The sequence below is a fragment of the Streptomyces microflavus genome (assembly GCF_014650075.1).
Lineage (GTDB): Bacteria > Actinomycetota > Actinomycetes > Streptomycetales > Streptomycetaceae > Streptomyces > Streptomyces microflavus.
Genome location: NZ_BMUG01000008.1, coordinates 54,550 through 78,241, shown reverse-complemented (window position 1 = coordinate 78,241; position 23,692 = coordinate 54,550). Strand labels below are relative to the sequence as shown.

The following is a 23,692-nucleotide window of genomic DNA, read 5'->3' as shown; positions in this document are numbered from 1 at the left end:
GGGCGGCCCGGGGGAGTGGGATGGCGGTCGTACGGGAGTCGGCCCCCGATCCGCCGAACCACTGCTCCACTGCTCCACCGGTCCCCGATCCGCCGAGGTGATCCCGCTTGAGCCACCCGCCCCGTCACCCCGCGCTCTCCGCCGTCCCCCGGCTCGTCGTCGCGGCGGTCCTCGGGGTCGTCGCCGGCGTGGTCACCGGTCTGCTGACCCACGCGCCGCTCGGCGTCCTCGCCGGGATCGCCGCCGCCGAGACGATCTTCGTCATCGCCGGATGGATCGCGCTCTGGCCCATGGACGCGGCCACCACCCACCACAACGTCCGCCGCGAGGAGTTCCGGCCCGTCCTCGAAGAGCTGGTAGTCGTCGCGGCCGCCCTCTGCGGGCTCGTCGGCATCGTGGTGCTCCTCCTGACCAGCGACTCCGACCTGAGCCACGCCGCCGCGGCCATCGCGCTGGGCGGCGTCTTCACCGCCTGGGCCTCGCTCCACCTGATGTACGCCACCCGGTACGCCTACCTCTACTACCTGCCCACCGAGGGCGGCATCGACTTCAACTCCGCAGGCAGCCCGAAGTACGTCGACTTCCTGTACTTCAGCTACAACCTCGGCATGACCTACCAGGTCTCCGACACCAACGTCTCCACCACCGAGATCCGCGCGGTCGCCCTGCGGCACTGCCTGCTGTCGTACGTGTTCGGCGCCAGCATCCTCGCCACCACCATCAACCTCGTCACCGGGATCGTCACGGGCTGACCGGTGCGCCGCCGCCCGGCCGGGCGCGGTGGTAGGCCGCCCAGAGCGCCGCGTACTCGCCCCCGGCCGCCAGCAGCTCGTCGTGCGTGCCCTGCTCCGCCACCTCGCCGTCCCGCAGGACCAGGACCCGGTCGGCCTGGCGCGCCTGCTCCAGCCGGTGCGCGACGACCACGGAGGTCCGGCCCGCGGTGACCCGGGCCAGCGCCCCTTGGAGGAGGGCACGGGTCTGCGGACCCGATTCGGCGGTGGCCTCGTCCAGGACGACGACCGGCGGGTCGGCGAGCAGGACCCGGGCCAGTGCCAGGTGCTGGACGGACCCGTCGTCGAGCGGTGAGCCGCCCGCGCCGAGGACGGTGTCGAGCCCGGCGTCCAGGTCCAGCGCCCAGCCGGCCCCGGCCTCGCGCAGGGCGTGCCGGAGCTGGTCGTCGCCGGCGTCGGGCCGGGCGAGCCTCAGGTTGTCGGCCAGGGTGCCCCCGAACAGGTGGACCTCCTGGGTCACCAGGTACCGGGAGGCCGGGGCGTCGGGGGCCTCGGCGCTGCCGACGGTGACGCTGCCCCGGTCGGGGGTGCCGATGCCCGCGACGAGCCGGGCCAGGGTGGACTTGCCCGAGCCGCTGGCGCCGACGAGCGCGAGGCTGGTGCCGGCGGGGACGTGGAGCGAGACCTCGCGCAGGGCGGGGCGCCCGCCGTCGTACGCGTACGAGACGCCCTTCACGTCGATGTCCGGGCGGCGGCCGGCCCCCTGCGCCTCATTCGGGCGGCCGGACCCCTGCGCCGGTTCCTCGTAGCGGACGTGGTGGCGGTCCAGGTCGGTGATCCCGACGAGGCGTGACAGCCCCACGGTGGCCCGCTGGATGTCGTCCAGGCTGCCCAGGAGCGCCCCGACCGGGCCGAAGAGCCGGTGGAAGTAGAGGGCGGCGGCGGTGGCGGCGCCCAGGGTGACCGCCCCCGAGCCGAAGAGCGCGAAGCCCGTCACGAGTACGGCGGCGAGACCGAGGAACTCCGCCGCGTTGAGCAGCCCCGTGAACCGGTTGCGCAGCCCGACCCCGTCCCGCTGCCGCTCGATGGCCCGGACACTGCGTTCGGCCAGGTCGTCGAGGTGGTGGTCCTGGGTGCGGTACGCACGGATGGACTCGGCCCCGCGCACCGCCTCGATGACGGACTGCCCGCGCGCCGACTCCAGCCTCCGGATGTCCCCGTACACGCGGTGCGAGCGGCGGAGGAACTGCCGGGTGGCGTAGACGTGGACGGGCAGGCAGAGCAGCCCGGCGAGCGCGAGGCGGAGGTCGAGGACGGCGAGGCCGACCAGGCTCAGCCCGATGGTGAAGCTCGCGTTCGTCACCTCGGGAAGCACGTCGGAGGCCGCTTCGGAGACCGCCTCCACATCGCGGGTGACCCGGGAGACGACATCGGAACTGCCGCTGCTCTCCAGGGTGTTCACCGGCAGGTGGACGGCGGTTTCGAAGACGTCCTCGCGCAGCCCCGCCAGTACCTCCTGCACGAGCGCCACCAGCATCCGGCCACCGGCGTAGGCGAGGACGGCTCCGACGGCGGTGGCGGCCACCAGTGCGATCCCGAGGGCCGGCACCCTGCCCCGCCCGGCGCCGTCCGCGACGGCGTCCACGATCCCGCCCAGCACGGGCGGAGTGGCGAGCGTGGCCGCCGTACCGCCGAGCAGGGTGAGCAGCGCCGCCCCGAGCCGTCGGCGGTGCGCGCGGAGGCGGCGGAGGATCTCCGCGCGGGTCCGGCGGGCGTCGGCGACGGGGAGGGTGGCGACGGGCGTGTCGGTCTGCGCGGAGGTCACCGGGGGAGTCCGTTCGGGTCGTGGCTTTCGGGGGCGTCCTGCCCGGTCCCGCCGAGCTCGACCACCCGGTCGCAGGCGGAGAGCAGGATCGGGCTCGCGGTGATGAGGAGGATGGTGGACGGCAGGCCCCGCAGCCCCTCGGCGATGCGCTGTTCCGTCACCGGGTCGACGGCGGTGGCCGGTTCGTCCAGGACGACGAGGTCCGCGTCGGTGTGCAACGCCCTTGCCAGCAGCAGTCGTTGGCGCTGGCCGCCGGAGAGCCGGCGGCCGTGCTCCCCGACCTCGGCCAGGTCGCCCCCGATCTGTTCGCGTACGTCGTTGAGCATGGCCGCCCCGGTCACGGCGGGGTCCACCGCGCCTCCCCGGGGGACCAGGTTGGCGTGCAGGGTGCCGGAGAAGACGGCGCCGTGGTGGGGCGGGGCGACGACCCGGGTGCGTACCCGGTCGGGGCCCAGGTCGACCGCGTCCACCCCGCCGATCAGGAGTTCGCCGCGGGCGAGGGGGACCCGGTAGCCGAGCCGGTCGCTGAGGTCCCGGGCATGGCCGGGGTGGTGGGGGACGACGCCGACGAGGTCGCCGGGACGCAGGTCGAGCGGCTCGCCGTGGCCGGGCGGATGCCAGCGGAGCGGGGCCGGGCCGGGTTCGGGAACGGGACCGGTCGACAGCGGCTCGATCAGGGGCGGTTCGCCGATCAGAGTGCCGAGGCGGCGAGCGGAGGCACGCTTGTGGATCCAGTTCGATGCGAAGGTGCCGACATGGGCGAGAGCGCCCTGGAGGAACTGGGCGAGCCCCAGCACCGTGACGAGCTGGCCGATGGTGATGTGCCCGTCCACCGCGAGATAGCCGGAGGCCGTCGCCAGCGCCGCGAGGAACACCCCCGACAGCAACTGGCTGAGACCGCTGTACGCCAGGACCGACCGCGCGGCGGCCACGGCACCGCGCCGTGAGGTGTCGCTCGCGGTGCGGTAGCGGCGGGCGGCCTCAGCCCGGGCGTTCATCCCGGCGACCACCCGTATCCCGGTGATCAGATCGGTGGCCACCTCGCTGGCCCGCGCCGCCGACCCCTGCTCGGCCAGCCCCCGGGCCTCCAGCGGCATCGAGACCCGCCGCATGACGACCAGCATCAGGACGGTCCCGGCGATGACCCCCAGACCCAGCGGCAGGGAGATCACCAGCAGGGCGACGGACGCCGTCAGGATCGCGGTGAGGGTGGACGCCTGCTGGACGACGCTCCACGACACCCCCGCGACCCGGTACGTGTCGGACGAGACCAGCGAGAGGGCCTCGCCGGAGCCGGGGCGGCGGCGCAGCGACAGCGGGTCCAGCAGCCGGGTCATCGCGCGCTGCCGGAGCTCGTGCTCGCCGTAGCCGTACACCGTGACCATCGACGACGACGCGCGCTGGTACGACAGCGACAGCACGACGAAGACCCCGCCGAGCGCGGCGAGCCACCAGACCAGGGCGGTCCGGTCAGCCGGGGCCATCGCCCGGTCGATGACGACCCCGATGAGGACGGGTACCAGCGCCTCGCACAGCTGGTGGACCATGAACGCCACGGTGGTGAGGCCGATCCGCAGGCCGCGCCCGTCGCGCAGCAGGGCCACCCGGAAGAGCGCCGCGACGGACCCGTCCTCACGTGTGGGGGATCCGGGGGGAGTCATCGGCTGCCACCTCTGTACTGGCGTGCGAGCAGCCAGGCCAGGTAGGCCCCGCCGACGCACACTGTGACGACACCCACGGGCAGGTCGACCCGCTGGGCGATGAAATCGGCCGCGACCAGGACGGCCGCGCCGGTGAGGGCCGCCGGGGCGATCCGCAGGGTGGTGGAGCTCCGGGTCAGCCGCTGGGCGATCTGGGGTGCGGCGAGGGCGATGAACGCGATCGGCCCGACGGCCGCCGTCACCAGCGCGGTGAGCGCGACCCCGACGACGGTGGCGGTGAGCCGGGCGCGCTGGGCGTTCACCCCGAGCGCCAGGGCGGTGTCGTCGCCCATCTCCAGGTGGACCAGGGGCCGCACCACGCCGACCGAGCAGATCAGCAGGGCGGCGAAGACGAGCGCCGTCACCCGCAGCTGCTCGAAGCCGAGCCCGCTGAGGGAGCCGGCGCCCCAGGTGGCCACCAGCATCGCCTGGTGCGGGCTGACGGCGAGGAGCAGCATCGAGGTGATCGAGCTGAGGAACGCGCCGACGGCGATACCGACGATGATGAGCCGGAAGGGGCGTACGCCGCCCCGGTAGGCGAGCAGGTACACCAGGAGCGCGGTCGCGGCCCCGCCGATCAGCGAACCCGTTGCGACCGCGAGGTAGTTGGCGGTGCCGAGCACGAGCATGACCACGCTGGCGCCCGCGTACGAACCGGAGGCGAAGCCGATCACGTCGGGCGAGCCCAGCGGGTTCTTCGTCAGCGACTGGAAGAGCGCCCCGCTGACCGCGAGCGCCGCTCCGCAGACCACGGCGAACAGCAGCCGCGGCAGCCGCCAGGTGACGACGACGAGCCGGGTACGGGGCTCGGCGTCCGGGTCGAAGAGCGCGGAGAGCACCTGGGCGGGGGTGAGCTGGATGGAGCCGGTGGCGAGGGTGAGGACGCCGAGGGCGGCCACCACCAGGACCAGGACGCCGCAGACGATGACGGACCGCCGCTCGACGCGCAGCGAGGCCCGGCCCCGGCGGAGTGCCCAGGTGGTCCGCCCGGAGCCGGCCGAGCGGGTGAGGGTGTGGGCGGTCACAGGGTGCTCACCTTCCGGCGCCGGACCAGCACGACGAGGACGGGCGCTCCGACGAGCGCGGTGACGAGTCCGACCCGCAGCTCCCCCGACGGCAGCACGATGCGGCCGACGATGTCGGCGGCGAGCAGGAAGGCGGGGGCGGCGACGCAGGTGACGGGCAGGATCCAGCGCTGGTCGGGCCCCACGAACCAGCGCACGATGTGGGGCACCATCAGCCCGACGAACGAGATGGGGCCAGCGACGGCGACGGCGGTCCCGGCGAGCAGGGTGACGGCGAGGATCAGGGTCACCCGGGTGACCGCGAGGCGGGTCCCCAGGGACTGGGCGAGGTCGTCGCCGAGGGCGAGCGCGTTGAGGGAGCCGGCGCTGAGCAGACCCAGGACGAGGCCGGCGCCGATGAGCGGCAGCGCGATGGGGAGGATGTCCAGTGAGCGGCCGCCGATGGAGCCGACGCCCCAGAACCGCATGACGTCGAAGGTGGCGGTGGACTTGAGGACCATGGCGGAGGTGAAGCCGCCGCACACGGCGGTGAACGCGACACCCGCCAGGGTGAGTTTCACCGGGGTGCCCCGGTCCGCGCCGATCGACCCGAGGGTGTAGACGAGCACGGTGAGCCCGAAGGCGCCCGCCAGCGCGAACCAGATGAACTGGCTCGCCGCGGTGAACCCGAGCACGGCGACCGCGAACGTCACCGCGAGGCTCGCGCCCGCGTTGACGCCGAGGATGCCGGGGTCGGCCAGGGGGTTACGGGTGAACGCCTGGATCAGGGCCCCGCTGAGGCCCAGCGCCGCACCGGTGACGAGCCCGATCACGGTACGCGGCACCCGCAGCTCGCGGACCATCAGATGCTCGTCGGAGTTGTCGAAGCGGAACAGCGCCTCCCAGACCGTTCCCGGCGCGATGGGCCGGGCGCCGACCATCACGCTGAGGACGGCCGTCACGAGCAGCAGGGCGAGGGCCGCCAGCAGGATCAGCAGGCGGTGCCGGTGGCGCCGGCGGGCCGGGCCCGCGCCGGGCTTGAGGTCACCCGGGGGTGATGCGGTGGTGGTGCTGGTCATCGTTGTCCTTGAAGGGCCGTCACCTGGGGGAGCGCCGGGCGAGGGCCTGTCGCCGGACGCCCGGGGGCGGTCCGGCGACAGGCCCGGGGATCAGGAGCCCGCGCCGGTGTTGCCCTTGCCCGCGACGGCGTCGGCGAGCATCGGCACATAGCGTTCGAGGCCCCAGGGGATGGAGAGCACGGTCGGTCCGCTGGTGGCCATGGCCAGCTGCGGGTCCTGGACGAAGGCGTACTTCTTGGCGGCGATCGGCTTCCAGCGGGAGAAGAGCGGGTCCTTGAGGGAGTACGTGACCTCGGCGGGGGCGTTCGCCCAGGCCACGACCACGTCGGCCTCGATCGTGTCGAGCTTCTCCAGGCTGACGCCGCCGTACCAGTTGGTGCCCTTCGCGGTGGCCGCGATCGTGCTCATCGACGGGGTGTTCTTGAAGCCGATCTCGGTCAGCAGCCGGACCCTGGCGTCGTAGTCGAGGTAGAGCCCGACCTCCGTCGAGCCGGGGGTGAGGGCGACCGCGTAGGTGAAGGTCTTGTCCTTGAACTCCGGGTGGGCCACGGAGACCGCCGCCAGCTGCCCGCCGACATCCTTGACCAGGCCCTCCGCCTTCTTCTCCTCGCCCATGGCCTTGCCGATGGTGCGGGTCATCTCCTGCCAGGTCCCGCCGTCCCAGGGCTTCTTGAGGTAGGGGAGCGTCGGGGCGATCTCGGCGAGGCGCTTGTAGTCGACGTCCGTGATGCCGGAGTACAGGCCGATGATGAGGTCCGGTTCGAGGGAGAGGATCTGCTCGAAGTCGATCTCGCCCGCGTCGCCGTACTTCAGCGTCTCGGGAAGGGGCCCGCCGAGCTTCTCGACCTGGGTGCGGAACCAGGGGGTGTAGCCGTCCTTGTCGCCGCCCCACTGCTCGTCCACGCCGACCGGTACAGTGCCGAGCGCGGCGACCACGTCCAGCGACATCCAGCTGAGCGTGACGATGCGCTTGGGCTTCGCCTCGATGGTCGTGGTGCCGTGGGCGTGCTTGATGTCCACGGGGAAGCTGTTCGAGGCACCGCCGGCCTTCGCCTCCGTGGCGGTCTTCCCGGACTCACCGCTGCCGCAGCCTCCCAGGACGAGTACGGCGCCTACGGCGAGCGCCAGGACGCGGGCCAGCGGGCCCGTTCGGCGTCCGGCCGGAATGGATGGGGACACGGTTCTCCTCGGATCTGGACATCACGGGGCGGGGTTAGGTAACCCTTGCCTCGCTGAACGCTAGGAGGGTCAAGGGCCGAGGAGGGTCGCGAACGGGCCAGGGTGCGTCGCGAATCGGCCACGCGGGGAGCGTGGCGTGTGTCAGTGACCGGCGGGCGCGAGCGCCGACTGCTCACGGAGGTACGCGGTGGGGCTGGTCCCGGTCACCCGGCGGAAGGCCGCGGAGAACGCGCTCGTCGTGGAGTAGCCGCAGCGGTGCGCGACCAGATTGACCGGACGGCCCTGGGCGAGCAGGGTGGTGGCCGCGGACATCCGTACCAGCGACCGCCACCGGGTGAACGGCATCCCGACGTCCCGCCCGAACGCCCGCGTGACCGTGCGCACGCTCAGCGCGTGCCGAGCCGCCCACTCCTCCAGCGAGAGATCGCTCTCCGGGTCGCGCATGATGTCCTCGGCCATGGCCCGGATCCGCGGGTCCTCGGGGACGGGGACCTCCATCGCCGCGTGCGGGTCCTCCTCCAGCATCTCGATGATGAGCCGCTGGGCCCGCAGTCGCCGGTCGTCGGGCATCGCGTTGGCGTCGAGGTGCAGCAGCATCTCCTGGAGCGCGCGCCCCATCCGCAGGGAGCGCGGGGAGGTCCAGTGCGGCGGGATCGCCGCCCGGGTCACATAGGTGTAGCAGCTCACGCTCCCCGGGTCGGGGTGGGAGGCGTGCGGGGTGCCGGGCGGCATCCAGACCCCCTGCCCCGGTACGAGGCGGCGCACCGTGTTCCGGGTGTGCAGGGTCGTCGAGCCGACATGCGGCCAGACCAGGAGCGCGTCGTCATGGGTGTGCACCCCGCTGGTGGACGACCCTGCGGGCACCGGGCTGTCGAGGACCGCAGTGGTGAGCAGGTACGGCGTCTCCACCACGGGCCCGCCGACCGACGGCTCGGACCAGCGGAGCAGGGCCGTCGAGAGCATCTCTCCGCGCCCACGACCGGGGGCCATCACCGAAACCGACATGCAGGTTAGGCTAGCCTAAGTTCCGCTTCGTCCTCCCGGACGCCCCCCTCCGGGCGTTCAGCCGCCGACGAGCTCCCCGTCCCTGGCGACGATCCGCCCGCCGCGCACCACCAGCTCCTGCCGGGGCAGGTCGACCACGACCTGTGGCAGGCACTCGCCCCGTACGAGCAGGAAGTCGGCCGGCGAACCCGGCCTCAGGTCCGCCCGCTCCAGGCCGAGGAGGTGCGCCCCGCCGTCGGCGCCCGCGCGGAAGGCCGCCTCCAGCTCCTCGTCGAGGCGCGCGTCCTGGACCCGGGCCAGCAGGTGGGCGCGGTGCAGCATGTCCGCGTCGCCGAACGGGCTCCACGAGTCCCGCACACCGTCCGAGCCGAGACCCACATGCACCCCGTGCTCACGCAGCCGCTCGATGGGCAGCACCAGGTCCGAGGAGGGCGCCACCGTCGTCAGTGAGATCCCCGCCTCCGCCAGCCCGGCCGCCGGCGCGTCGAGTTCACGCTCCGGCAGCCCCGGGACGCAGAACACATGGCTCACGGTCACCTTGCCCTGGAGGGAGCGCCTCGTCGAAGCCGATCGGGTCGATGCCGCCGCCCCGGTCGACCGCCCCGGTCCGCACGGCCTCCTCCAGCAGCTCCCTGGTGCCGGGCGTGCGGACGACTCCGTGCTGGGGGAAGGCCACGATCTCCTCAGATGGTCGGGGGGCCGGCGGTGTGTCACACCGGGAGGCCGGACCGCACCACGTGCACCGGCCTCGCGAGCACGCTGACGTCGGCCGGCGGGTCGCCGTCCACGACGAGGACGTCCCCGGCGAAGCCCCGTGCGAGCCGGCCCGCCGTCGAGCCGAGCCCGAGGAGCTTCGCCGCCCCGGTGGTCGCCGTACGGATCGCGTCCAGGGCGGAGAGCCCGGCCGAGCGCATCAGCTCCACCTCGCGGCCGATCGGGTCGACCGTCCCGCCCGAGGAGACCGTGCCCGCCGCGAGCGGTACACCCAGCTCGTGCGCGGCGAGCACCGCCCGCTTCAGGACCGGCAGGTACGCGCGGCCCCGTTCCGCCAGCACCGGGTCGGCGGACTCGGCGAGGCCCGCGATCGCGGTGAGGGTCGGGGTGAAGTACGTGCCCCTGCGGCGCATCTCGTGCAGCGTGCGCTCCCCGACGAAGGCCCCGTGCTCCAGGGAGCGGATCCCGGCCGTCACCGCGTCGTGGCAGCCCTTCTCGCTGTAGCTGTGGCAGAGCACCCCCTTGCCGCCGCGCCGTGCCGCCGCGACGATCGCGGAGAGCTGCTCGTGGTCGTACACCTGGGCCAGCGGGTCCTGTTCCGGCAGCCCCGCACGCTCGTTCACCCGGGTCTTCACGGTGTCGGCACCGCGGGCGAGGTTCACCTCGACGACCCGGCGCAGCGCCTCGGGCGAGCGCACACCGTCGCGCAGGCGGGCGAGCGGCGCCAGATCGGGGTCGGCGAGGATCGTGTCGCCGAGGTCTCCGTACTGCTGCCCGTCACGTGGCCCGTCCTCCGCTCGGCGCGTTCCCGGAGAGGATACGTCGGGCCCGGGGAGAGCTCCCGCAGGTCCCGGGCGCGTCAGCGGCGGGCCAGGACGCGTACGCCGTCGGCCGGGGGCAGATAGGGCAGGCCGAAGTAGGCGAAGAGCGCCGGCTCGTCCTCGGCGGGCAGGACGTCGTCCGTCCCGATCGACGGGCCGTCCTTCACCTTGGCCCGGTCGTGGGCGACCTTCACGTAGTCCGGTCCGACGACGGCCTCCGCCAGCGGTACGAAGACCAGCCGGTGGCGGGTCGGCAGGCCCACCGTCACCGTGGCGAACGCCGGCTGGTCCGTCCCCGTGTCGACGTAGACGGACTCCAGGGAGCCGATCCTGCGCCCGCCGGGGTCGACGACGTCACACGTACGCCACTCACGGATGTCTGCGCTCTCGATCACTGCGGGTCTCCTCGGGGGTCGGCCACGGCGTGCGCGGCGGTCTCGGCGGTCCACCGGGCGGCCGCCCCCGGGCGAGGGCGGGCCCGGCTCTCCCCTCACCTGCCCCGCAACCTCCCCCGTCAGCGCGGCCCGCACCGGTGGATTCGCTCAGACGGCCGCATCGCCGGGCGTCCGCCCCTCCGGGAGGAACAGCACCGAGTTGATGTACCGGGTGCGGTGCGGCACGAACGCCCTGCGCAGCAGCCCCTGGTGGACGAGGTGTTCCGTCCTCGCCTGGTGGGCCGGCAGGTCGAACCCGGCCAGCGGGATCCAGCGCCGCCCCGCCAGCAGCCACCCCGCGTACCCCTGGCCGGTGAGCAGGGAGACCGCCGGACCGATCGGGCCGAGCCGGCTCTCCAGCTCGACGAGCAGCGCCGGGCGGTCCCGCCGCAGCAGCTCCGCCGCACCCCGCAGCGCGGCCACCTCGCCGCCGTCGACGTCCATCTTCACGAAGCCGACGCCGTGCAGGCCCAAGCCGTCGATGGTGAGGGACGGCACGTCGACGCTGTGCGCGTGGATGTCACGGCGCTCCAGCGAGGACACCCCGCGGTCGCCGTCGTCGCCCTCCGGGAACCAGAGCTGGACCGTGCCGCCCTCGCGGTCCGTCGCCGCGCCCTGTACCACCCGGACGTTCGGCGGCAGCGTACGGCGCAGATGGTCGGCCAGGTGAGGTACGGGCTCGACGGTGACGACCTCCGCGCAGCGCCGGGCGAGCCGGCGCGACCAGGGCCCGTACCAGCCTCCGATGTCCACGGCGGTGGAGCCGGGCGGGCAGAAGTCGGCCAGCCGGCGCAGCTCCGGCTCGAAGCGCGGGTAGAGGGCGACGGCGGCGGAGCCGACGAGGCCGGTGGGCAGCCGGGATGCCACCGCCGCGGCGAACGTGGTCACGCGGTCGACGCTTTCCGGTGCGCCAGGTATCTCTCGTGGGCGTCGGCGTCGACCTTGCGGCCCGAGGAGGGCAGCAGCTGCGGGATGCCGTCCAGGATGGGGTAGCTCAGGCGCAGCCGGGGGTTGTAGAGCGCCTCCTCGTCGGTGAGCAGGGCCAGCGGGCCCTTGTCGAGGGGGCAGGCCAGGATGGCGAGCAGCGGATCGTCGGGGTTCATGGGACTCCCTCGGTAGCAGGGGTGGGGCGGGGGGCGGGGAAACGTGGCTCCGGTCAGGACGTGGCCGCCTCCGCGGGAGGGTCGTGGCGGGGCATGGCCAGCAGGACGGTGAGGGCCAGCGCGGTGCCGGCCAGCCGCAGGGTCAGCAGCAGCGGATCGTCGGGGAGGGACTCCCCGAAGGCGAGCGTCCCGAGGACCGCGGTGAACAGACAGGTCACCGTGGTGCACACGGGCACGATGAGGGAGGCCCGGCAGCGCTGCAGCGCCGTCTGGGACATGACGAGACCGGCGACGGCGGTGAAGAGCAGCAGATACGGGTAGGGCGAGCCGAACAGCGAACGGGCCGCGTCCCCCAGGTCGGTGCTGGTCAGCCGGCTGGAGGTGCCCTTGATGGCCAGGGAACTGACGCCGTACAGCAGCCCGACCGCCACCCCGTAGCCGATGCCGCTGGTCGGCACCCGGTGGCGCTTGGCCGCCCGGCTCTCCACCCGTACGTAGAGCCAGACGCCCGCCGCCAGCGCCGGGACGCAGACCAGGAGCACCAGCATCCAGGGGGCGCCGGCGCTCACCACGTCCTCGCCCTCGCGCACCGAGGCGACGACCATCAGCAGCGCCACCAGGACACCGCCCAGCGCATAGCGTTCGCGCCCGGTCGACTCCTCACCGAGGACGGCCGAGGAGAGCAGGAGCAGCAGCACCAGGCCGGAGACGAAGATGCCCTGCGCCGCCGCGATCGGCAGCGCGCGGTAGACGATCAGCTGGGCCGCGAAGCCGGCCGCCAGCGACAGTGCGCCCACGATCCACAGCGGGCTGGTGAGCAGGACGAGGATCACGCGCAGCGGCCTGCCCGCGGAGAGCGCGGGCAGGCTGCCCAGGGCCCGCTTCTCCACCACGAACCCCACGCTGTACAGCAGGTTGGCCACCAGCGCGGCCCCCACACCCCACCACATCGCGCTATCGCCGCCGAGCGTGGGCCAGCAGGATGGAGGCCGCGCCGGGCACCGCACAGGCCGCCCTGTCCAGCAGCCGCAGCGGGCGCGGCACCCCGTGGAAGGGGGCGCCGGTGATCCTCACGTCCTCGAAGCCGGACGCGGAAAGGAAGGAGCGCAGCGCGCGGGCGGTGTACAGCCGCAGATGGCCCACCACCTCGGAGCCGGGGCGGCCGTGGATCCCGCGCAGACTGACCTCCGAGAACACCGGCTGCACCCCGGCCAGCAGCAGCGCCCGGTTGTACCAGGCGGCCAGGTTCGGGGTGGACAGCATGAGGTGCCCGCCTGGCTTCAGGATCCGCCGCAGCTCGTCCAGTGCCTGGTCCGGGTCGACGAGGTGTTCCAGGATCTCGCTGAACAGCACCGCGTCCGCACACCCGTCGGCGAGCGGCAGCCCGCCGTGCTCCAGCTCACCGCGGACCACCGAACCCATCCGGGGCCGGGCCCGGCGCAGCGCGTCCTGCGACCAGTCGACGCCGATCAGCCGGTGCCCGGCGAGGAACGGCGCGGCGGTGGCGGCGGCCGTCCCGTCGCCGCACCCCACGTCCACGACGACCTGGCCGGCCCGCCCCTCCAGGGCGTCGGCAAGCAGCCGTGCCTGGCGTCGGCTGCGCCCGTCGCCGGACGCCACGGGGACGGCCGGGTTCTCGTAGAAGTCCCGCAGGCCGGGAGGGGGAGAAACGGTGTCGGTCACGGGGCCTCCGAGGATGTCGCGGCCAGATGACGGGTGAACAGGCCGAGCAGCGCCTCGCCGTCCTCGTCGCCCAGCAGGGTCCGCGACCAGCGCAGGGCCAGGTGCAGCCGGCCGCCCGTGGACGCGGTGGTGAACGTCAGCCCCCTCGGCATCCGGGCGGGCGCGGAGATCCACAGCGCGGCGGACCTCCCCGCGTCGCCGAAGTCCAAGGGGTACGGGATGCGGCCGATGTTGCTGAGCAGCGTCGTGGAGGTCCACGGCCCCGCCAGCACCCGCAGCCCCCGGGTGAACGCCGCACGCGCGGCGACCGGCACCAGGGGAGTCGTCAACAGCGAGGCCGAGCGGCCCAGTTGAGGGCGAGGCTGCGCCTTCAGGGCCCGGGTGCGCTCAGCGGTGAGACGCAGCAGCGCGGCGATGTCCGTACCGGACGCCACCTCCGCCGCGTCGAAGCCGACCTCGACCAGCCGGGTGCCGTTGCCGATCGGCATCCGAGGCCCCCGGGTCCGGTCGTCGACCGGCATGGTGATCCGCAGCGGCCGCCCGGCCGACCCGTGGAGCCGGTTCCAGTCGGCCACCGTCAGGGCGGTGGCCACCATCAGCTGGTCGTTCACCGTGTAGGGGGCGCCCGACTCCCGCCGGGGCACCGGAAGTTCGGCCAGCAGCTGCCCGTTGCCCGGCACCTTCCCGGGGGTGCCCGCCGCCACCCGGGCGGGCCGGGCGAGGGGAGCGGGCCCCGCGTGCGCCGGTGGCGGCGCGGCCTGGGGCCGGGCCGGGGCGGACGGCTGGTCGGCGGACCGCCCGCCGTAGATCTCGGCGGCCGTCGCCACCACCCGCAGACAGGCGGGCCCGTCGAGCGCGGTGTGGTGCACGGCGACCACCAGGACACACCCCTCCCGCCCCGGCTCCTCGACCACGGTGATCCGCAGCGGAGGCGAGAGCGCGAGCGGCGGGGCGGTGTCGAGCGACTCCGCCCGCGCCCGGTCGAGCGCCCCGGGCGCGGCGGGCGCAAAGCCCACCGGGTCCCGGTCCGGTCCGGCCGTCAGCTCCCACTCGTAACGGCGGGCGAAGGGGCCGCGCGGCCGCTCACGCATCAGCACCCGCGGATGGAGCGCCAGCGACGCGGCGAACGCGGCGCGCAGCCGGTCCTCCTCCAGTCGGCCGGGCAGATGGATCTCGATGTGGATGGTGCTCGGCTCGGCGTCCTGGGCGCAGTGCCGGTCCACCTCGTCGACGACGGGGAACGGCACCCGGGGCAGCCGCCCGGCCGCGAACGGCCGGGCGGGATGCGTGGCGGTCATCCGGTGGATCCTCCGCTGCCGGGCGGCGGAGTCGGGCCGTCCGGACCGCCCGTGGGCGGGTCGGTGCGCGGTCGCTTGGCGTCGGCGGAGAGGGTCCGGCCGGACGGCTGCGCCGCCTGCAGCGGGATCGTCGGGTCCCCGCCCCCGTCCCCTGCGCCGGCCGTCGCGGCCACCGGCTCCGTACCCCGGCCCGATCGCCGCCTGCCCCTGCTCGGGGCGGCCCCGACCGTGACCAGTGCGGCGAACAGGGCGATCAGCGCGAGGAGTTGGGCCGTCGCCCCGAAGGCGCCCTTGTCCGTGGCGGTGAACTCCCCGGTGGTGACGGCCACGACCACTCCGGCCGCGGCCATCGCCGCGAAGGCGACGGGAGCCAGCAACGACGGGCGGAAGTGGGCGAGTACGGCCAGGACGGGCACCACCAGGGCGACCGGTCCCGCGATCACGATGCCCACCAGGGTCAGCGCCACCGTGCCCAGGATCAGCCCGGGACCCGGCGGTACCTGCTGCTCGTCACCCTCGTACGAACCCTCGGGCGACCCCTCGTGCGAACCGGCCGTCGGTCCTGAGCCCTTGCGGCGTACGACGGCGAGCCCCACCAGGACCAGGAACAGCACCCCGGCCCCGATCAGACCGGCCTGGTAGATCCGCGCGGGCTCGTACTCCAGGGTGACCGTGCCGCCCTCGCCCTCGGGGACCAGCCACGCCTGCTGCCAGCCGTCGATCCGCAGCGGCGTCAGCTCCTTGCCGTTCAGCGTGGCCTTCCAGCCCTTGTTGTGGTTCTCGTGGAGCTGGAGGTACGAGGCCTCCCCGGCGCCGACCGTCAGCGTGCGCCGGTCACCGTCGCTCTCCTTGACGTCGACCGTCCGGGCGGTGGCCGCCGGGGCCTTCGTCTCGCCCGTGGAGAGCGTGACATCGGTGATGGCGAGCGGACCGGCGTCACCGGCCTCCACGGTGTGGGTCGAAGCGCCCAGCTCGACCTGGGACTGCTCGGAGCAGAGGGAGACCGCGATGGGCCGACGCTGTGTGAGGTCCCTGATCCGGCCCTCGGCCCTGGTCTCCATCAGCGTGCCGCCGACGGAGAGGACCGGCCCCTGACCGCAGGGCAGGCTGAACTCCTTCTCCGGGTCGGGCTGCGGGGAGCGGAACTGCTCCAGCGCGGGGATGTAGACCTCGCTCAGCCCGACCGGCAGCTGCAACTGGCCGCCGGCGAACGGGTTGTGCACGGCGAGCGGGGCCTGCCGCGAGATGGTGATGTCCATCCTGTCGGTGGTGATGGGCGAGAAGCGGGCCATGCCGTTCTCGTCCACCGCCGCCACCGCCGTGCCGTCCGGCGAGCTGATCTGGACCTGCTCGGGCCGGGTCGAGATCCCGCCGGCCGCCGCGAACACGATCTCCCCGATCTGGGTCTTCTTCGGCCAGGACAGGTGGAGTACGGGACGGTCGCCCGCGATCCACGCCGTGGTGAGGTCCCCGTCCGTCAGGTTGCGCGCGCTGAGGTTGGTGCCCAGACGCGCCGTGGAGTCGGCGCTCACCAGGATCTTGTCGCGCTCGCCCGTCAGCTCGAACAGCAGCTTGTCGAGGGCTTCGCCCGGCACGGGCACCGCGCTCGCGGCGACCGTGTACCGGCCGGCCTGTCCCGCGGTGAACTGCCGGTGCAGACCGGTCTCCGCGGCCACGGCGGAGAGCCCGCCCGGGTCGCTGCCGCGCTTCAGCGAGTAGACCGTCGAGTCGGCCCCCTCACGCGGTGCGTCGGAGGGCAGCTCCAGCATCCGGGTCACCTGCACGCCGGGGATGGCGATGTCGGTGAACCCGGCGCCGGTGAGACCGGGGCGTCCCTGCTGGGACTTGAGGATCGTCACCTTCAGCCACGCGGCCGGCCCGGCGGGCGCGGCCACCTCCTGCGGCGAGCCGTCGGGGCGGACCGGGCTGTCCTTGTAGCCCTGGTCCGTCTCGACCCGCACCTCGGTCGCCGCCGCCCGGACGCCGCCGCTGGGCAGCGGGGTGAGCTGCAACGAGCCCGGCAGCTCCTGCGAGCCGGAGAAGTCGATCCGTACCCACTCGTCCTCGGGGGAGGCGGCGGAGCCCTCCGCCCAGGCGGTCTCCGGGTTGCCGTCGAAGGCGTTGGCCGGGTCGTACTGCGGCAGATGGAAGAGCCAGTTGCCGATGGACGAGGCGCTGACGGACTTCGCGCCCCGCAGCACCGCCGTGGTCTGGTGCTCCTTGCCCTCGGTCGGCAGGATCTGGCGCGGCGCCGCACCCGGGTCCTGCTCCGACTCCGGAGCGTTGCGCTCGTCGGCCGTATAGGTGTGTGACGTATTGGTGTTGACCAGGCCGAACCGGGTGTCGGCCCGGCGCAGTCCGTCACCGGCCGCGTAGAGCGACGGCTTCCCCACACCCGGGTGGGCGTCGCCCGCCAGCACGGTGGGCCGGCCGTCCAGGGCGCCGCTCGCGGCGAGCGGCAGCAGGGACTCCGGGCCGCCGCTGACGACGGCGGTCGAGGAGACGGGAGCGATGGTCGCCCGCCCGGGACGCTGGGTCTCGGTGGGCGGCTCGTAGATCTCCACCGCGCTCTGGCGCGGGTAGAGGCCCTCGATCTGCACCGGTGTGTCGTTGGCTATGCGGCCGCCGGTCATCACCGGGCCGAAGCCGGTGACCCGCTTGTAGCCGGACGCCTCCAGGGTGCGCTTGACCGTGGTGGTGGGGACGTACCCCAGCTGGTCCGGGTCCAGGTCGTTGCGGACCACGACGTAGTGCAGCCCCGCCCGGTTGAGGTACTCGCTCAGTCCGGGGACCTGGCCCCCGGACGTCAGCGCCTGCTCGACGGCGTCCATCGCCCGCCGGTTGCCCGGCGTGCCGAAGGGGACGTAGTCGCGCTGGGCGTACGGCGTGTCGGCCAGCACGTCCAGCGGCTGGTCGATGGGGGAGCCCCAGGTGTAGATGCCGTGCGCGGTGGCGGGGACCACGAGGGCCCGGTCGTCGGCCGAGTTCTCCTTCAGCCAGCCCGCGGCCTTCGCCCAGTGGTCCGGGATCTCCTTGAACGAACCGGGCTGCAGGATCGACCCGTTGACGTACGGCCAGGCCAGGCCCGGCAGCACGAGTACGGCGGCGATCACCGGAGCCAGCCGGCGCGCCCGGACCGGCACCCGCTCGTCGCGCTGGGCCCGCAGCGAGGCGACGGCGGCGATGTGCGCCACGCCGAGCGCCAGGGCGAGGCCCAGACCGGTCTGGAACTTGTAGATGTTCCGGAACGGCACCAGCCAGCCGTCCAGCCACCCCTGCACGGTCCCGTGGAAGAGACCGCCCAGCGCACCGCCGTACCCGGCGAGCGTGATGAGCGCGACGGACAGCACGGTCAGCACCAGCCAGCGGCGCTCCGGCAGATCGCGCCGGGCCAGCCCGGCCAGACCCAGGGCGGCGGCCAGCGCCGAACCCAGGATGGTGACGGTCGCCGTGGCGACGGTCCAGCCGGCGGGCAGCCAGGCCTCACCGAAGTTCAGGTAGCCGACCCAGTTGCCCGCGCCGCGCAGTACCTCGGTCGCCGACATGGTCGTCGTCGTGGTGTACGAGGACTCCACGTACGGCATGAAGTTCTCGCCGAAGGTGCCCAGCAGCAGCAGCGGAACGATCCACCAGGCGGTCGCGAGGATCACGCCCGGGATCCACCAGAGCAGCAACGCCCGCTTACGGGGGCCGCCCGGCCGGGACAGCAGATAGAGCCCGACCGGCAGCAGCGAGGCCAGCGTGGACGCCGCGTTCACCCCGCCCATCAGCGGGATCAGCAGCGCGGAACGGGCGGCGGCGATACGCGGCGCGAGGCGCGGGTTCGTCAGCGGCAGCAGCACCCACGGCAGCAGCGCGCCGGGCAGGGCGGCGGCCGACGTCGAGCCGACCACGATGGTGTACGTCGGCCACAGCGCGTACACGAGCGCGCCCAGCAGCCGGGTGGCCGGGGAGCCCACGCGGAGCCGCTCGGCGAGCCGCAGCGCACCCCAGAAGGCGGCCGCCACGATCAGCGACAGCCAGAGCCGCTCCGCGAGCCAGGTCGGCACCCGCAGCAGATCGGCCAGGCCGTAGTACGGGAGCATCGGCACGAGGTAGCCGATGTACTGGTCGGAGATCCCGCCGAACCCGGACCTGCTGTGCCACAGCTCGCCCAGGTCGCCGAGGAACCGCCCGGGATCCACGACGACACCGAGCTTGGTGTCGAACGTCATGCGTCCCGGCGACACCGCCAGGAACGCCACGAAGACCGTGGCCCAGAACCCCAGGAGCCAGCGCCGTGAACGGGGCGCCGCCGGTTCGTCGACCGGTCTGCCGGGCGGTGGGTCGCCGCCGTCCGGGGACTGGTGGGGTGCGAGGTGGACTGCGCTGGTCATGAACACCGCCGGAGAATGAGGAGGAGGTTCCAGGTGGCGAATTCCCGCAGTCCGGGCACCCGGGTAACAAGTTCGGGCAGGACCGGCCAGTACCGCGACCGCGCGGACACCAGGTCCACGTCGGTGCGGCCCCGCACATGGCGCAGCGTCGGGCCGACGCCGATCCTGAAGAGGTTCTCGCCGAGGCGGTGCTTGGCCGGGTGGCCCGTGCGCCGCTCGTAACGGGCGCGGGCGCGCTCGGCGCCCGCGTAGTGCCAGGGGGCCCACTCGTGGCCGCCCCACGGCGAGTACCAGTTGGTGAACGAGACGTAGATCAGCCCGCCGGGGCGGGTGACGCGCGCCATCTCGCTGAGAAAGGTGTGCGGATCCGCGACGTGCTCCAGCACGTTGGAGGAGAAGGCGACATCGGCCACCCCGTCCGCCAGGGGCAGCAGATAGCCGTCGGCGACGACCGTGTCCCGCGGCCCCTGCGGCTGCCGGTCACCCAGCTCCCCGGGGTCCGGCTCGAAGAGATAGCTCTGCGCGCCGCGCCGCCGGAACTCCCGGGTGAAGTAGCCGTTGCCGCCGCCGATGTCGACGACGACCTTCCCGTTTAGCGGTGCGTACCGCTCGACCTGGTCCGCCGCGTCCCTGGCCAGCAGGGTGTACACGGAGGCCGGGTCCTCCTGCTCGCTCATGAAGGCGCGGAACAGGGTGAGGGAGCGGCGGAAGGACGGGTCTTTCACGAGCGGGCACCCGCCGGCCAGGACCGCGTACCGCTGATCGCCTCGGCGGCCACGGCCTCCAGCTGCGTCACACTGCTGCTCCACCGGTAGGCGGCGGCCCGCTCGCGCGCGGCCTTGCCCATCGCCTCGCGGCGCTCCTCGTCCAGCGCCAGCGCGCACCAGGCCGCGGCGAAGGACGACTCGCCCCGGGCGAGGATGCCCGTGACACCGTCCTCGACGGAGTCGCGCAGCCCGGGTACGTCGAAGCCGAGGGTCGGCGTCGACCGGGTACCGGCCTCCGTGACGACCAGCCCCCACCCCTCGACGGCCGCCGGGTGCAGCAGCATCCAGGAGGCGCAGAGCAGCCGGTGCTTCTCCGCCTCGGACACGTGCCCGGCGAACTCCACATCCGGACCGGCGAGCTTCTCCAGCTTCTCCCGCTCGGGGCCGTCACCGACGATCACGAGCCGGCCACCGGTGACCGGCCGGACCCGCTCCCAGAGCTGGAGCAAAAGATCGATGCGCTTGTAGTCGACCAGCCGGCCGAGCGCCAGGAAGAGCGGGGTCGCGGACCGTTCGCTCTGCGGCAGCGGCTCCTGGACGCCGTTGTTCACCAGCCGTATCCGCTCGTCCGGAACGCCCAGCTCACGCAGGGCGCCCGCGGTGGACGGGGAGACGGCGATCATCAGATGGTCCCGGTAGGCCCGGGACAGGGCCCAGTGTTCGAGCTGTCGCCCGGCGCGGGCCACCGGCGCCGGGAAACGCATCTCCCACAGATCGGTGTGGACGTGGTTGACCAGGCACACGGTCGGACCGCGGTGCCACAGGGGCGCCAGGTACGGCATGCCGTTGCAGACCTCCACCAGCAGGTCGCAGCTGCCGACCTGCCGGGTGAACGCGGAGCGCGCGCCGAGGTAGTGCCCCAGCTGGGAGCCCGCGGAGACGACCCGGTAGGGCCGCTGTGCGGCCCGGCCACCGCACAGGAGGGTGACGTCGTGGCCCCTTTCGGTGAGGCCGAGGGCGAGCTGGTCGACGAGCAGCTCGGAGCCGCCCGCGGCCGGGTTGCCCAGGTCGCGGTGGGCGAGGAAGACGATGCGTCTGGGGGAGGCGGAAACCCTGGGGGAGACCGGGCCCTGACCCTGTGGCGCGGCTGCGTGGAGCAGCGGGGGAGGAACGTGCTGGGGCATCGGCGCTCCAACTCGGCTCGGTGTGCGGGGGACGAAGGGCGGGGGCTTGAAGAAGACGGAGAGGGGAGGGAGGGGGCGGAAGGAAAGGGAGGGGCCGGGCATACGGAAGAGGGTTCGGGAACGGGGCGAGCGGTTCGCGGATCGGGACGAGCGGGTTCACGTACAGGACGGAGAACGCAGCTGTGGGGCGCGCGCGAACAAGGGATGAGAGACCGGGGGCCGTGCTTTGGTGGGGATAGACAGTTTTCGGCACGGTTACGCCCCCGGCTACTCACCGATGCGACAACTTGCCGGTAACTCAGGTGGGCAAGTTCGTCATCATGTGAGTATTCGAGGCTTCCGGCTCCGTTCTGCGCCCCCGGACGACGAGCACGATGCCCACGGTCGCGAGTACGAGGCCCAGTCCGACCGCCCCGGCCGGCAAGGTCCCGGAGAGCAGCGCCAGCCGGTCGCTGTCCGCCGACGCCAGTTCCACCTGCTTGAGCTGGGTCTCCTTGGTGAACTCGACCCGCTCGCTCTCCAGCAGCGTGACCGCGTCCTTCGAGGAGCCCGGGGCGCGCAGCGTCTTCTTCGGGCCGATCGCCGCGTTCATGATGCGTCCGGTGCGCCGGTCCACGACCAGCTCGATGCCGCTGTTGGAGTACCACTCCTCGGCGAGGATCTGGGGCGTACCGGGCTTGCCCACGAGCACGCCGGGCACCTGCCGCACCCCGGTCCGGGTCGGCTCGACCGTGCCCTTGAACGCGTACCCCTCGTACCCCTGCACCTTCTTCTTGCCGGCGTACTCGAGCCGGACGACGCCGCCGAGGGTGCCGTCCCACCAGCGGTAAGCACGTCTTTCGACGTCGAAGGGGAACTTCAGATACGCCTCGCCGTCGAAGGTCGGGGACTCCTCGCAGCAGTGGACCGGCTCATTGGTGGTCCGGTCCGTCACCCAGCGCTCCAGGGTCCACTGGAGGGCGTCGCGCGGATCGGAGGCGGGCAGGGTCTCGCTGTGATCGACCGACGTGGAGACGTCCCAGATGGCGTTGCCGCTCTTGAGGCTGTCGGCCACGTCCCCGCGCACCTGGCGGGTGATCGTGATCTCCTTGCCCTCGACCGTCTCCACCTTCGAGGTGTCGAAGTAGCTGCCGGTCCCGGTGAAGACCGTGGTCGTATCGATATCTATAGGGGTGCGCTTCGCCTGCGGCTGGACATACCAGACAAGCAGGGGCGCGAGTACGAGCAGAAAGACCCCTGCACCCAGCAGAAACAGTGACAGAGGTGAAGCATTGCGGCGCATCCGGGCACTCCTGGGTCGAATCTCTTCGCGGGAGGTGCACGGGCCCCGGGCCGGTCAGCCCTTGATTGGCGTGAACAGTAGGCAAGCCCTTGACGGCATGTCAATGGACTGTCGACACTGTGTGCCAGCCGGAGGGGCCCGGCCATACGGAGTGGGGATCGACTCCAGCAAGGAGCTGACCCGACCATGCGCAGACTCATCACCGCTGCTGCCACCGCCCTGGTGGCCGCGGCGCTCGCCTTCGGTGCCGCCTTCGGCATCGTGGCACTGCTCGACGCCACACCCGAGCAGCCGAACACGCCTTTGATCAGCTACGACACCGCGCCGGCTGGCTCGTGACGCCTCGCGCCTGGCAGGAGGTGCCCCGGTCGAAGGTGGAGCGGTTCTCCTCCATCGCCCTGGCCGAGGCACCGGAGATCGCCCAGAAGATCCTCACCGAGATCCGGCAGGACTACCCCTACCTCCAGCTCGTCGAGGACGAGTCCGGCGAGCCGATGGCGCTCGTCGGGATCCGCCGCGCCATCGAGGGCTTCGTACGCCACCTCGCCTCCGGCGCCGGCGACCCCCGGGTGCCGCCGGAGGTCTTCCAGGAGTTCGGCCGGGGCGAGGGGCTGCACGGCCGGAGCCTCGACTCCCTCCAGGCCGTCTACCGGCTCGGGGTCCGGCTCACCTGGCGCAGGTTCGCCGAGATCGGCCAGCAGGTCGACATCGCCGCCCCCGCCATGTACGAGCTGGCCGAATCGGGATTCGAGTATCTGGACGGCCTCGTGGAACAGTCGGTACTGGGCTATGCCGAGGCGGCGGCCCGCCGCGCCAGCGAGCGGCTGCGCCTCCAGCGCCAGCTCATCGACCTCCTGCTGGTGGAGCCCCGCGGTGATTCGGCCAGGACGCTCGCCGAGCGGGCCGCCCGCGTCGGCTGGGAGCTGCCGGAGACCATCGCGGTGGGCGTGCTGATGCGCCCCGCCCGGGAGGCCGTGGCCCCGGCGGTGGGGCAGGGGATCCTGCTGGAGATGGAGAGCGAGCAGCCGCGCATCGTCATCCCCGACCCGGAGACGGCGGGCCGGGCGGACACCCTGCGCCGGGCCACCGCCGGCTGGTCCGGGGCGATCGGCCCGCCGGTGCCGCTGGCCGCCGCGGCGACCTCGCTCCGCTGGGCGGAGACCGCGGTCCAGCTGATCAAGAAGAACCTGCTGCCGCAGGGCGAGGTGCTGCACTGCACCGAGCGCACGGAGGAGCTGGTGCTCCTGCCGTCCCGGGAGCTGATCGACGCGGCCGCCCGCCGCTGCCTCGCCCCGCTGGACGGCCTCGGCCCGACCGCGGCGAAGCGGCTGGCCGAGACCCTCCTCGCCTGGATCGAGACGCCCGGCGGCGCACCCGAGGTGGCCCAGCGGCTGGGCATCCACCCGCAGACGGCGCGCTACCGGCTGCGCCAGATCCGCGAGCTGTGGGGCGACGCGATCGACGACCCCGACCAGCGCTTCGAGATGCTGCTGGTGCTCCGCTCGCAGCGGTTGCGGGGAGCACCGGCGCAGGGGGCGGAGTAGCGGCGCCCCCTGCGCATATGGGG

Annotated in this window: 19 protein-coding genes and 2 pseudogenes; 3 read left to right on the top strand and 18 right to left on the bottom strand. The window is 73.3% G+C overall.

Annotated elements, in window-relative coordinates; translation table 11 throughout:
• The first annotated feature begins 107 nt into the window (after positions 1–107).
• The gene (locus tag IE264_RS23210) at positions 108–752 is read left to right on the top strand and encodes a DUF1345 domain-containing protein (RefSeq protein ID WP_032759824.1); all 645 of its coding nucleotides are present in this window, start codon (positions 108–110) and stop codon (positions 750–752) included.
• Here IE264_RS23210 and IE264_RS23205 read toward each other — a convergent pair.
• The 18 genes and pseudogenes from IE264_RS23205 to pgfA form a co-directional block, all read right to left on the bottom strand.
• On the bottom strand, positions 742–2,556 hold the full coding sequence (locus IE264_RS23205; protein WP_032759822.1) for an ABC transporter ATP-binding protein: 1,815 nt from the start codon (positions 2,554–2,556) through the stop codon (positions 742–744). The two genes, IE264_RS23210 and IE264_RS23205, sit on opposite strands and share 11 nt — an antisense overlap.
• Positions 2,553–4,217 (bottom strand): ABC transporter transmembrane domain-containing protein, encoded by a 1,665-nt coding sequence (locus IE264_RS23200; protein WP_032759820.1) that lies wholly within the window; start codon positions 4,215–4,217, stop codon positions 2,553–2,555. Before IE264_RS23200 ends, IE264_RS23205 begins: the two co-directional genes overlap by 4 nt.
• A complete protein-coding gene (locus IE264_RS23195) occupies positions 4,214–5,281 on the bottom strand; it encodes a FecCD family ABC transporter permease (RefSeq protein WP_015607049.1) in 1,068 nt (355 codons plus the stop codon). Before IE264_RS23195 ends, IE264_RS23200 begins: the two co-directional genes overlap by 4 nt.
• Positions 5,278–6,339 (bottom strand): FecCD family ABC transporter permease, encoded by a 1,062-nt coding sequence (locus IE264_RS23190; RefSeq protein ID WP_032759819.1) that lies wholly within the window; start codon positions 6,337–6,339, stop codon positions 5,278–5,280. Before IE264_RS23190 ends, IE264_RS23195 begins: the two co-directional genes overlap by 4 nt.
• A 90-nt stretch (positions 6,340–6,429) precedes the next feature.
• On the bottom strand, positions 6,430–7,518 hold the full coding sequence (locus IE264_RS23185) for an iron-siderophore ABC transporter substrate-binding protein (protein WP_015607047.1): 1,089 nt from the start codon (positions 7,516–7,518) through the stop codon (positions 6,430–6,432).
• Between the two features lie 141 nt (positions 7,519–7,659).
• Complete coding sequence (locus IE264_RS23180; RefSeq protein WP_015607046.1) at positions 7,660–8,523, bottom strand: helix-turn-helix domain-containing protein; 864 nt, start codon at positions 8,521–8,523, stop codon at positions 7,660–7,662.
• Positions 8,524–8,580: 57 nt separating this feature from the next.
• Positions 8,581–9,205, bottom strand: a pseudogene (locus IE264_RS23175) (amidohydrolase family protein); the annotation flags it as partial.
• A gap of 28 nt (positions 9,206–9,233) precedes the next feature.
• Positions 9,234–9,998: pseudogene (locus IE264_RS23170) on the bottom strand (amidohydrolase family protein); the annotation flags it as partial.
• A gap of 98 nt (positions 9,999–10,096) precedes the next feature.
• Positions 10,097–10,453: a PRC-barrel domain-containing protein gene (locus IE264_RS23165; protein WP_032759817.1), complete on the bottom strand. Its 357-nt coding sequence runs from the start codon at positions 10,451–10,453 to the stop codon at positions 10,097–10,099.
• Between the two features lie 147 nt (positions 10,454–10,600).
• Positions 10,601–11,380: an FkbM family methyltransferase gene (locus tag IE264_RS23160; protein ID WP_032759816.1), complete on the bottom strand. Its 780-nt coding sequence runs from the start codon at positions 11,378–11,380 to the stop codon at positions 10,601–10,603.
• Complete coding sequence (locus IE264_RS23155; RefSeq protein WP_015607041.1) at positions 11,377–11,595, bottom strand: Trm112 family protein; 219 nt, start codon at positions 11,593–11,595, stop codon at positions 11,377–11,379. Before IE264_RS23155 ends, IE264_RS23160 begins: the two co-directional genes overlap by 4 nt.
• Positions 11,596–11,648: 53 nt before the next feature.
• Complete coding sequence (locus IE264_RS23150; protein ID WP_078657618.1) at positions 11,649–12,545, bottom strand: hypothetical protein; 897 nt, start codon at positions 12,543–12,545, stop codon at positions 11,649–11,651.
• A gap of 4 nt (positions 12,546–12,549) precedes the next feature.
• Entirely contained in the window at positions 12,550–13,278 is a 729-nt protein-coding gene (locus tag IE264_RS23145; RefSeq protein ID WP_032759814.1) for a class I SAM-dependent methyltransferase, read from the bottom strand.
• Entirely contained in the window at positions 13,275–14,576 is a 1,302-nt protein-coding gene (locus IE264_RS23140) for a hypothetical protein (RefSeq protein ID WP_015607038.1), read from the bottom strand. Before IE264_RS23140 ends, IE264_RS23145 begins: the two co-directional genes overlap by 4 nt.
• Positions 14,573–18,952 carry an alpha-(1->3)-arabinofuranosyltransferase gene (locus IE264_RS23135; protein ID WP_032759813.1) on the bottom strand — a complete coding sequence of 1,460 codons (4,380 nt, stop codon included), beginning with the start codon at positions 18,950–18,952 and terminating at the stop codon, positions 14,573–14,575. The genes IE264_RS23140 and IE264_RS23135 overlap by 4 nt, the downstream gene beginning before the upstream one ends.
• Entirely contained in the window at positions 18,949–19,677 is a 729-nt protein-coding gene (locus IE264_RS23130) for a class I SAM-dependent methyltransferase (RefSeq protein ID WP_015607036.1), read from the bottom strand. The genes IE264_RS23135 and IE264_RS23130 overlap by 4 nt, the downstream gene beginning before the upstream one ends.
• A complete protein-coding gene (locus IE264_RS23125; RefSeq protein ID WP_032759812.1) occupies positions 19,674–20,843 on the bottom strand; it encodes a glycosyltransferase family 4 protein in 1,170 nt (389 codons plus the stop codon). The genes IE264_RS23130 and IE264_RS23125 overlap by 4 nt, the downstream gene beginning before the upstream one ends.
• 298 nt (positions 20,844–21,141) lie before the next feature.
• Positions 21,142–22,125: a cell envelope lipid trafficking protein PgfA gene (pgfA, locus tag IE264_RS23120; RefSeq protein ID WP_015607034.1), complete on the bottom strand. Its 984-nt coding sequence runs from the start codon at positions 22,123–22,125 to the stop codon at positions 21,142–21,144.
• A 186-nt stretch (positions 22,126–22,311) separates the two neighbouring features.
• Between pgfA and IE264_RS23115 the strand changes: the two genes are divergently transcribed.
• Positions 22,312–22,464 carry a hypothetical protein gene (locus IE264_RS23115; protein ID WP_015607033.1) on the top strand — a complete coding sequence of 51 codons (153 nt, stop codon included), beginning with the start codon at positions 22,312–22,314 and terminating at the stop codon, positions 22,462–22,464.
• Entirely contained in the window at positions 22,461–23,669 is a 1,209-nt protein-coding gene (locus IE264_RS23110) for a PucR family transcriptional regulator (RefSeq protein ID WP_015607032.1), read from the top strand. Before IE264_RS23115 ends, IE264_RS23110 begins: the two co-directional genes overlap by 4 nt.
• Positions 23,670–23,692 lie beyond the last annotated feature (23 nt).

Bases quoted from the DNA above. Each gene is read 5' to 3' on its own strand.
- IE264_RS23190 (WP_032759819.1), bottom strand. From the start codon at position 6,339: ATGACCAGCACCACCACCGCATCACCCCCGGGTGACCTCAAGCCCGGC.
- IE264_RS23115 (WP_015607033.1), top strand. From the start codon at position 22,312: ATGCGCAGACTCATCACCGCTGCTGCCACCGCCCTGGTGGCCGCGGCG.
- IE264_RS23155 (WP_015607041.1), bottom strand. From the start codon at position 11,595: ATGAACCCCGACGATCCGCTGCTCGCCATCCTGGCCTGCCCCCTCGAC.
- IE264_RS23180 (WP_015607046.1), bottom strand. From the start codon at position 8,523: ATGTCGGTTTCGGTGATGGCCCCCGGTCGTGGGCGCGGAGAGATGCTC.
- pgfA (WP_015607034.1), bottom strand. From the start codon at position 22,125: ATGCGCCGCAATGCTTCACCTCTGTCACTGTTTCTGCTGGGTGCAGGG.
- IE264_RS23150 (WP_078657618.1), bottom strand. From the start codon at position 12,545: ATGTGGTGGGGTGTGGGGGCCGCGCTGGTGGCCAACCTGCTGTACAGC.
- IE264_RS23135 (WP_032759813.1), bottom strand. From the start codon at position 18,952: ATGACCAGCGCAGTCCACCTCGCACCCCACCAGTCCCCGGACGGCGGC.
- IE264_RS23200 (WP_032759820.1), bottom strand. From the start codon at position 4,217: ATGACTCCCCCCGGATCCCCCACACGTGAGGACGGGTCCGTCGCGGCG.
- IE264_RS23140 (WP_015607038.1), bottom strand. From the start codon at position 14,576: ATGACCGCCACGCATCCCGCCCGGCCGTTCGCGGCCGGGCGGCTGCCC.
- IE264_RS23125 (WP_032759812.1), bottom strand. From the start codon at position 20,843: ATGCCCCAGCACGTTCCTCCCCCGCTGCTCCACGCAGCCGCGCCACAG.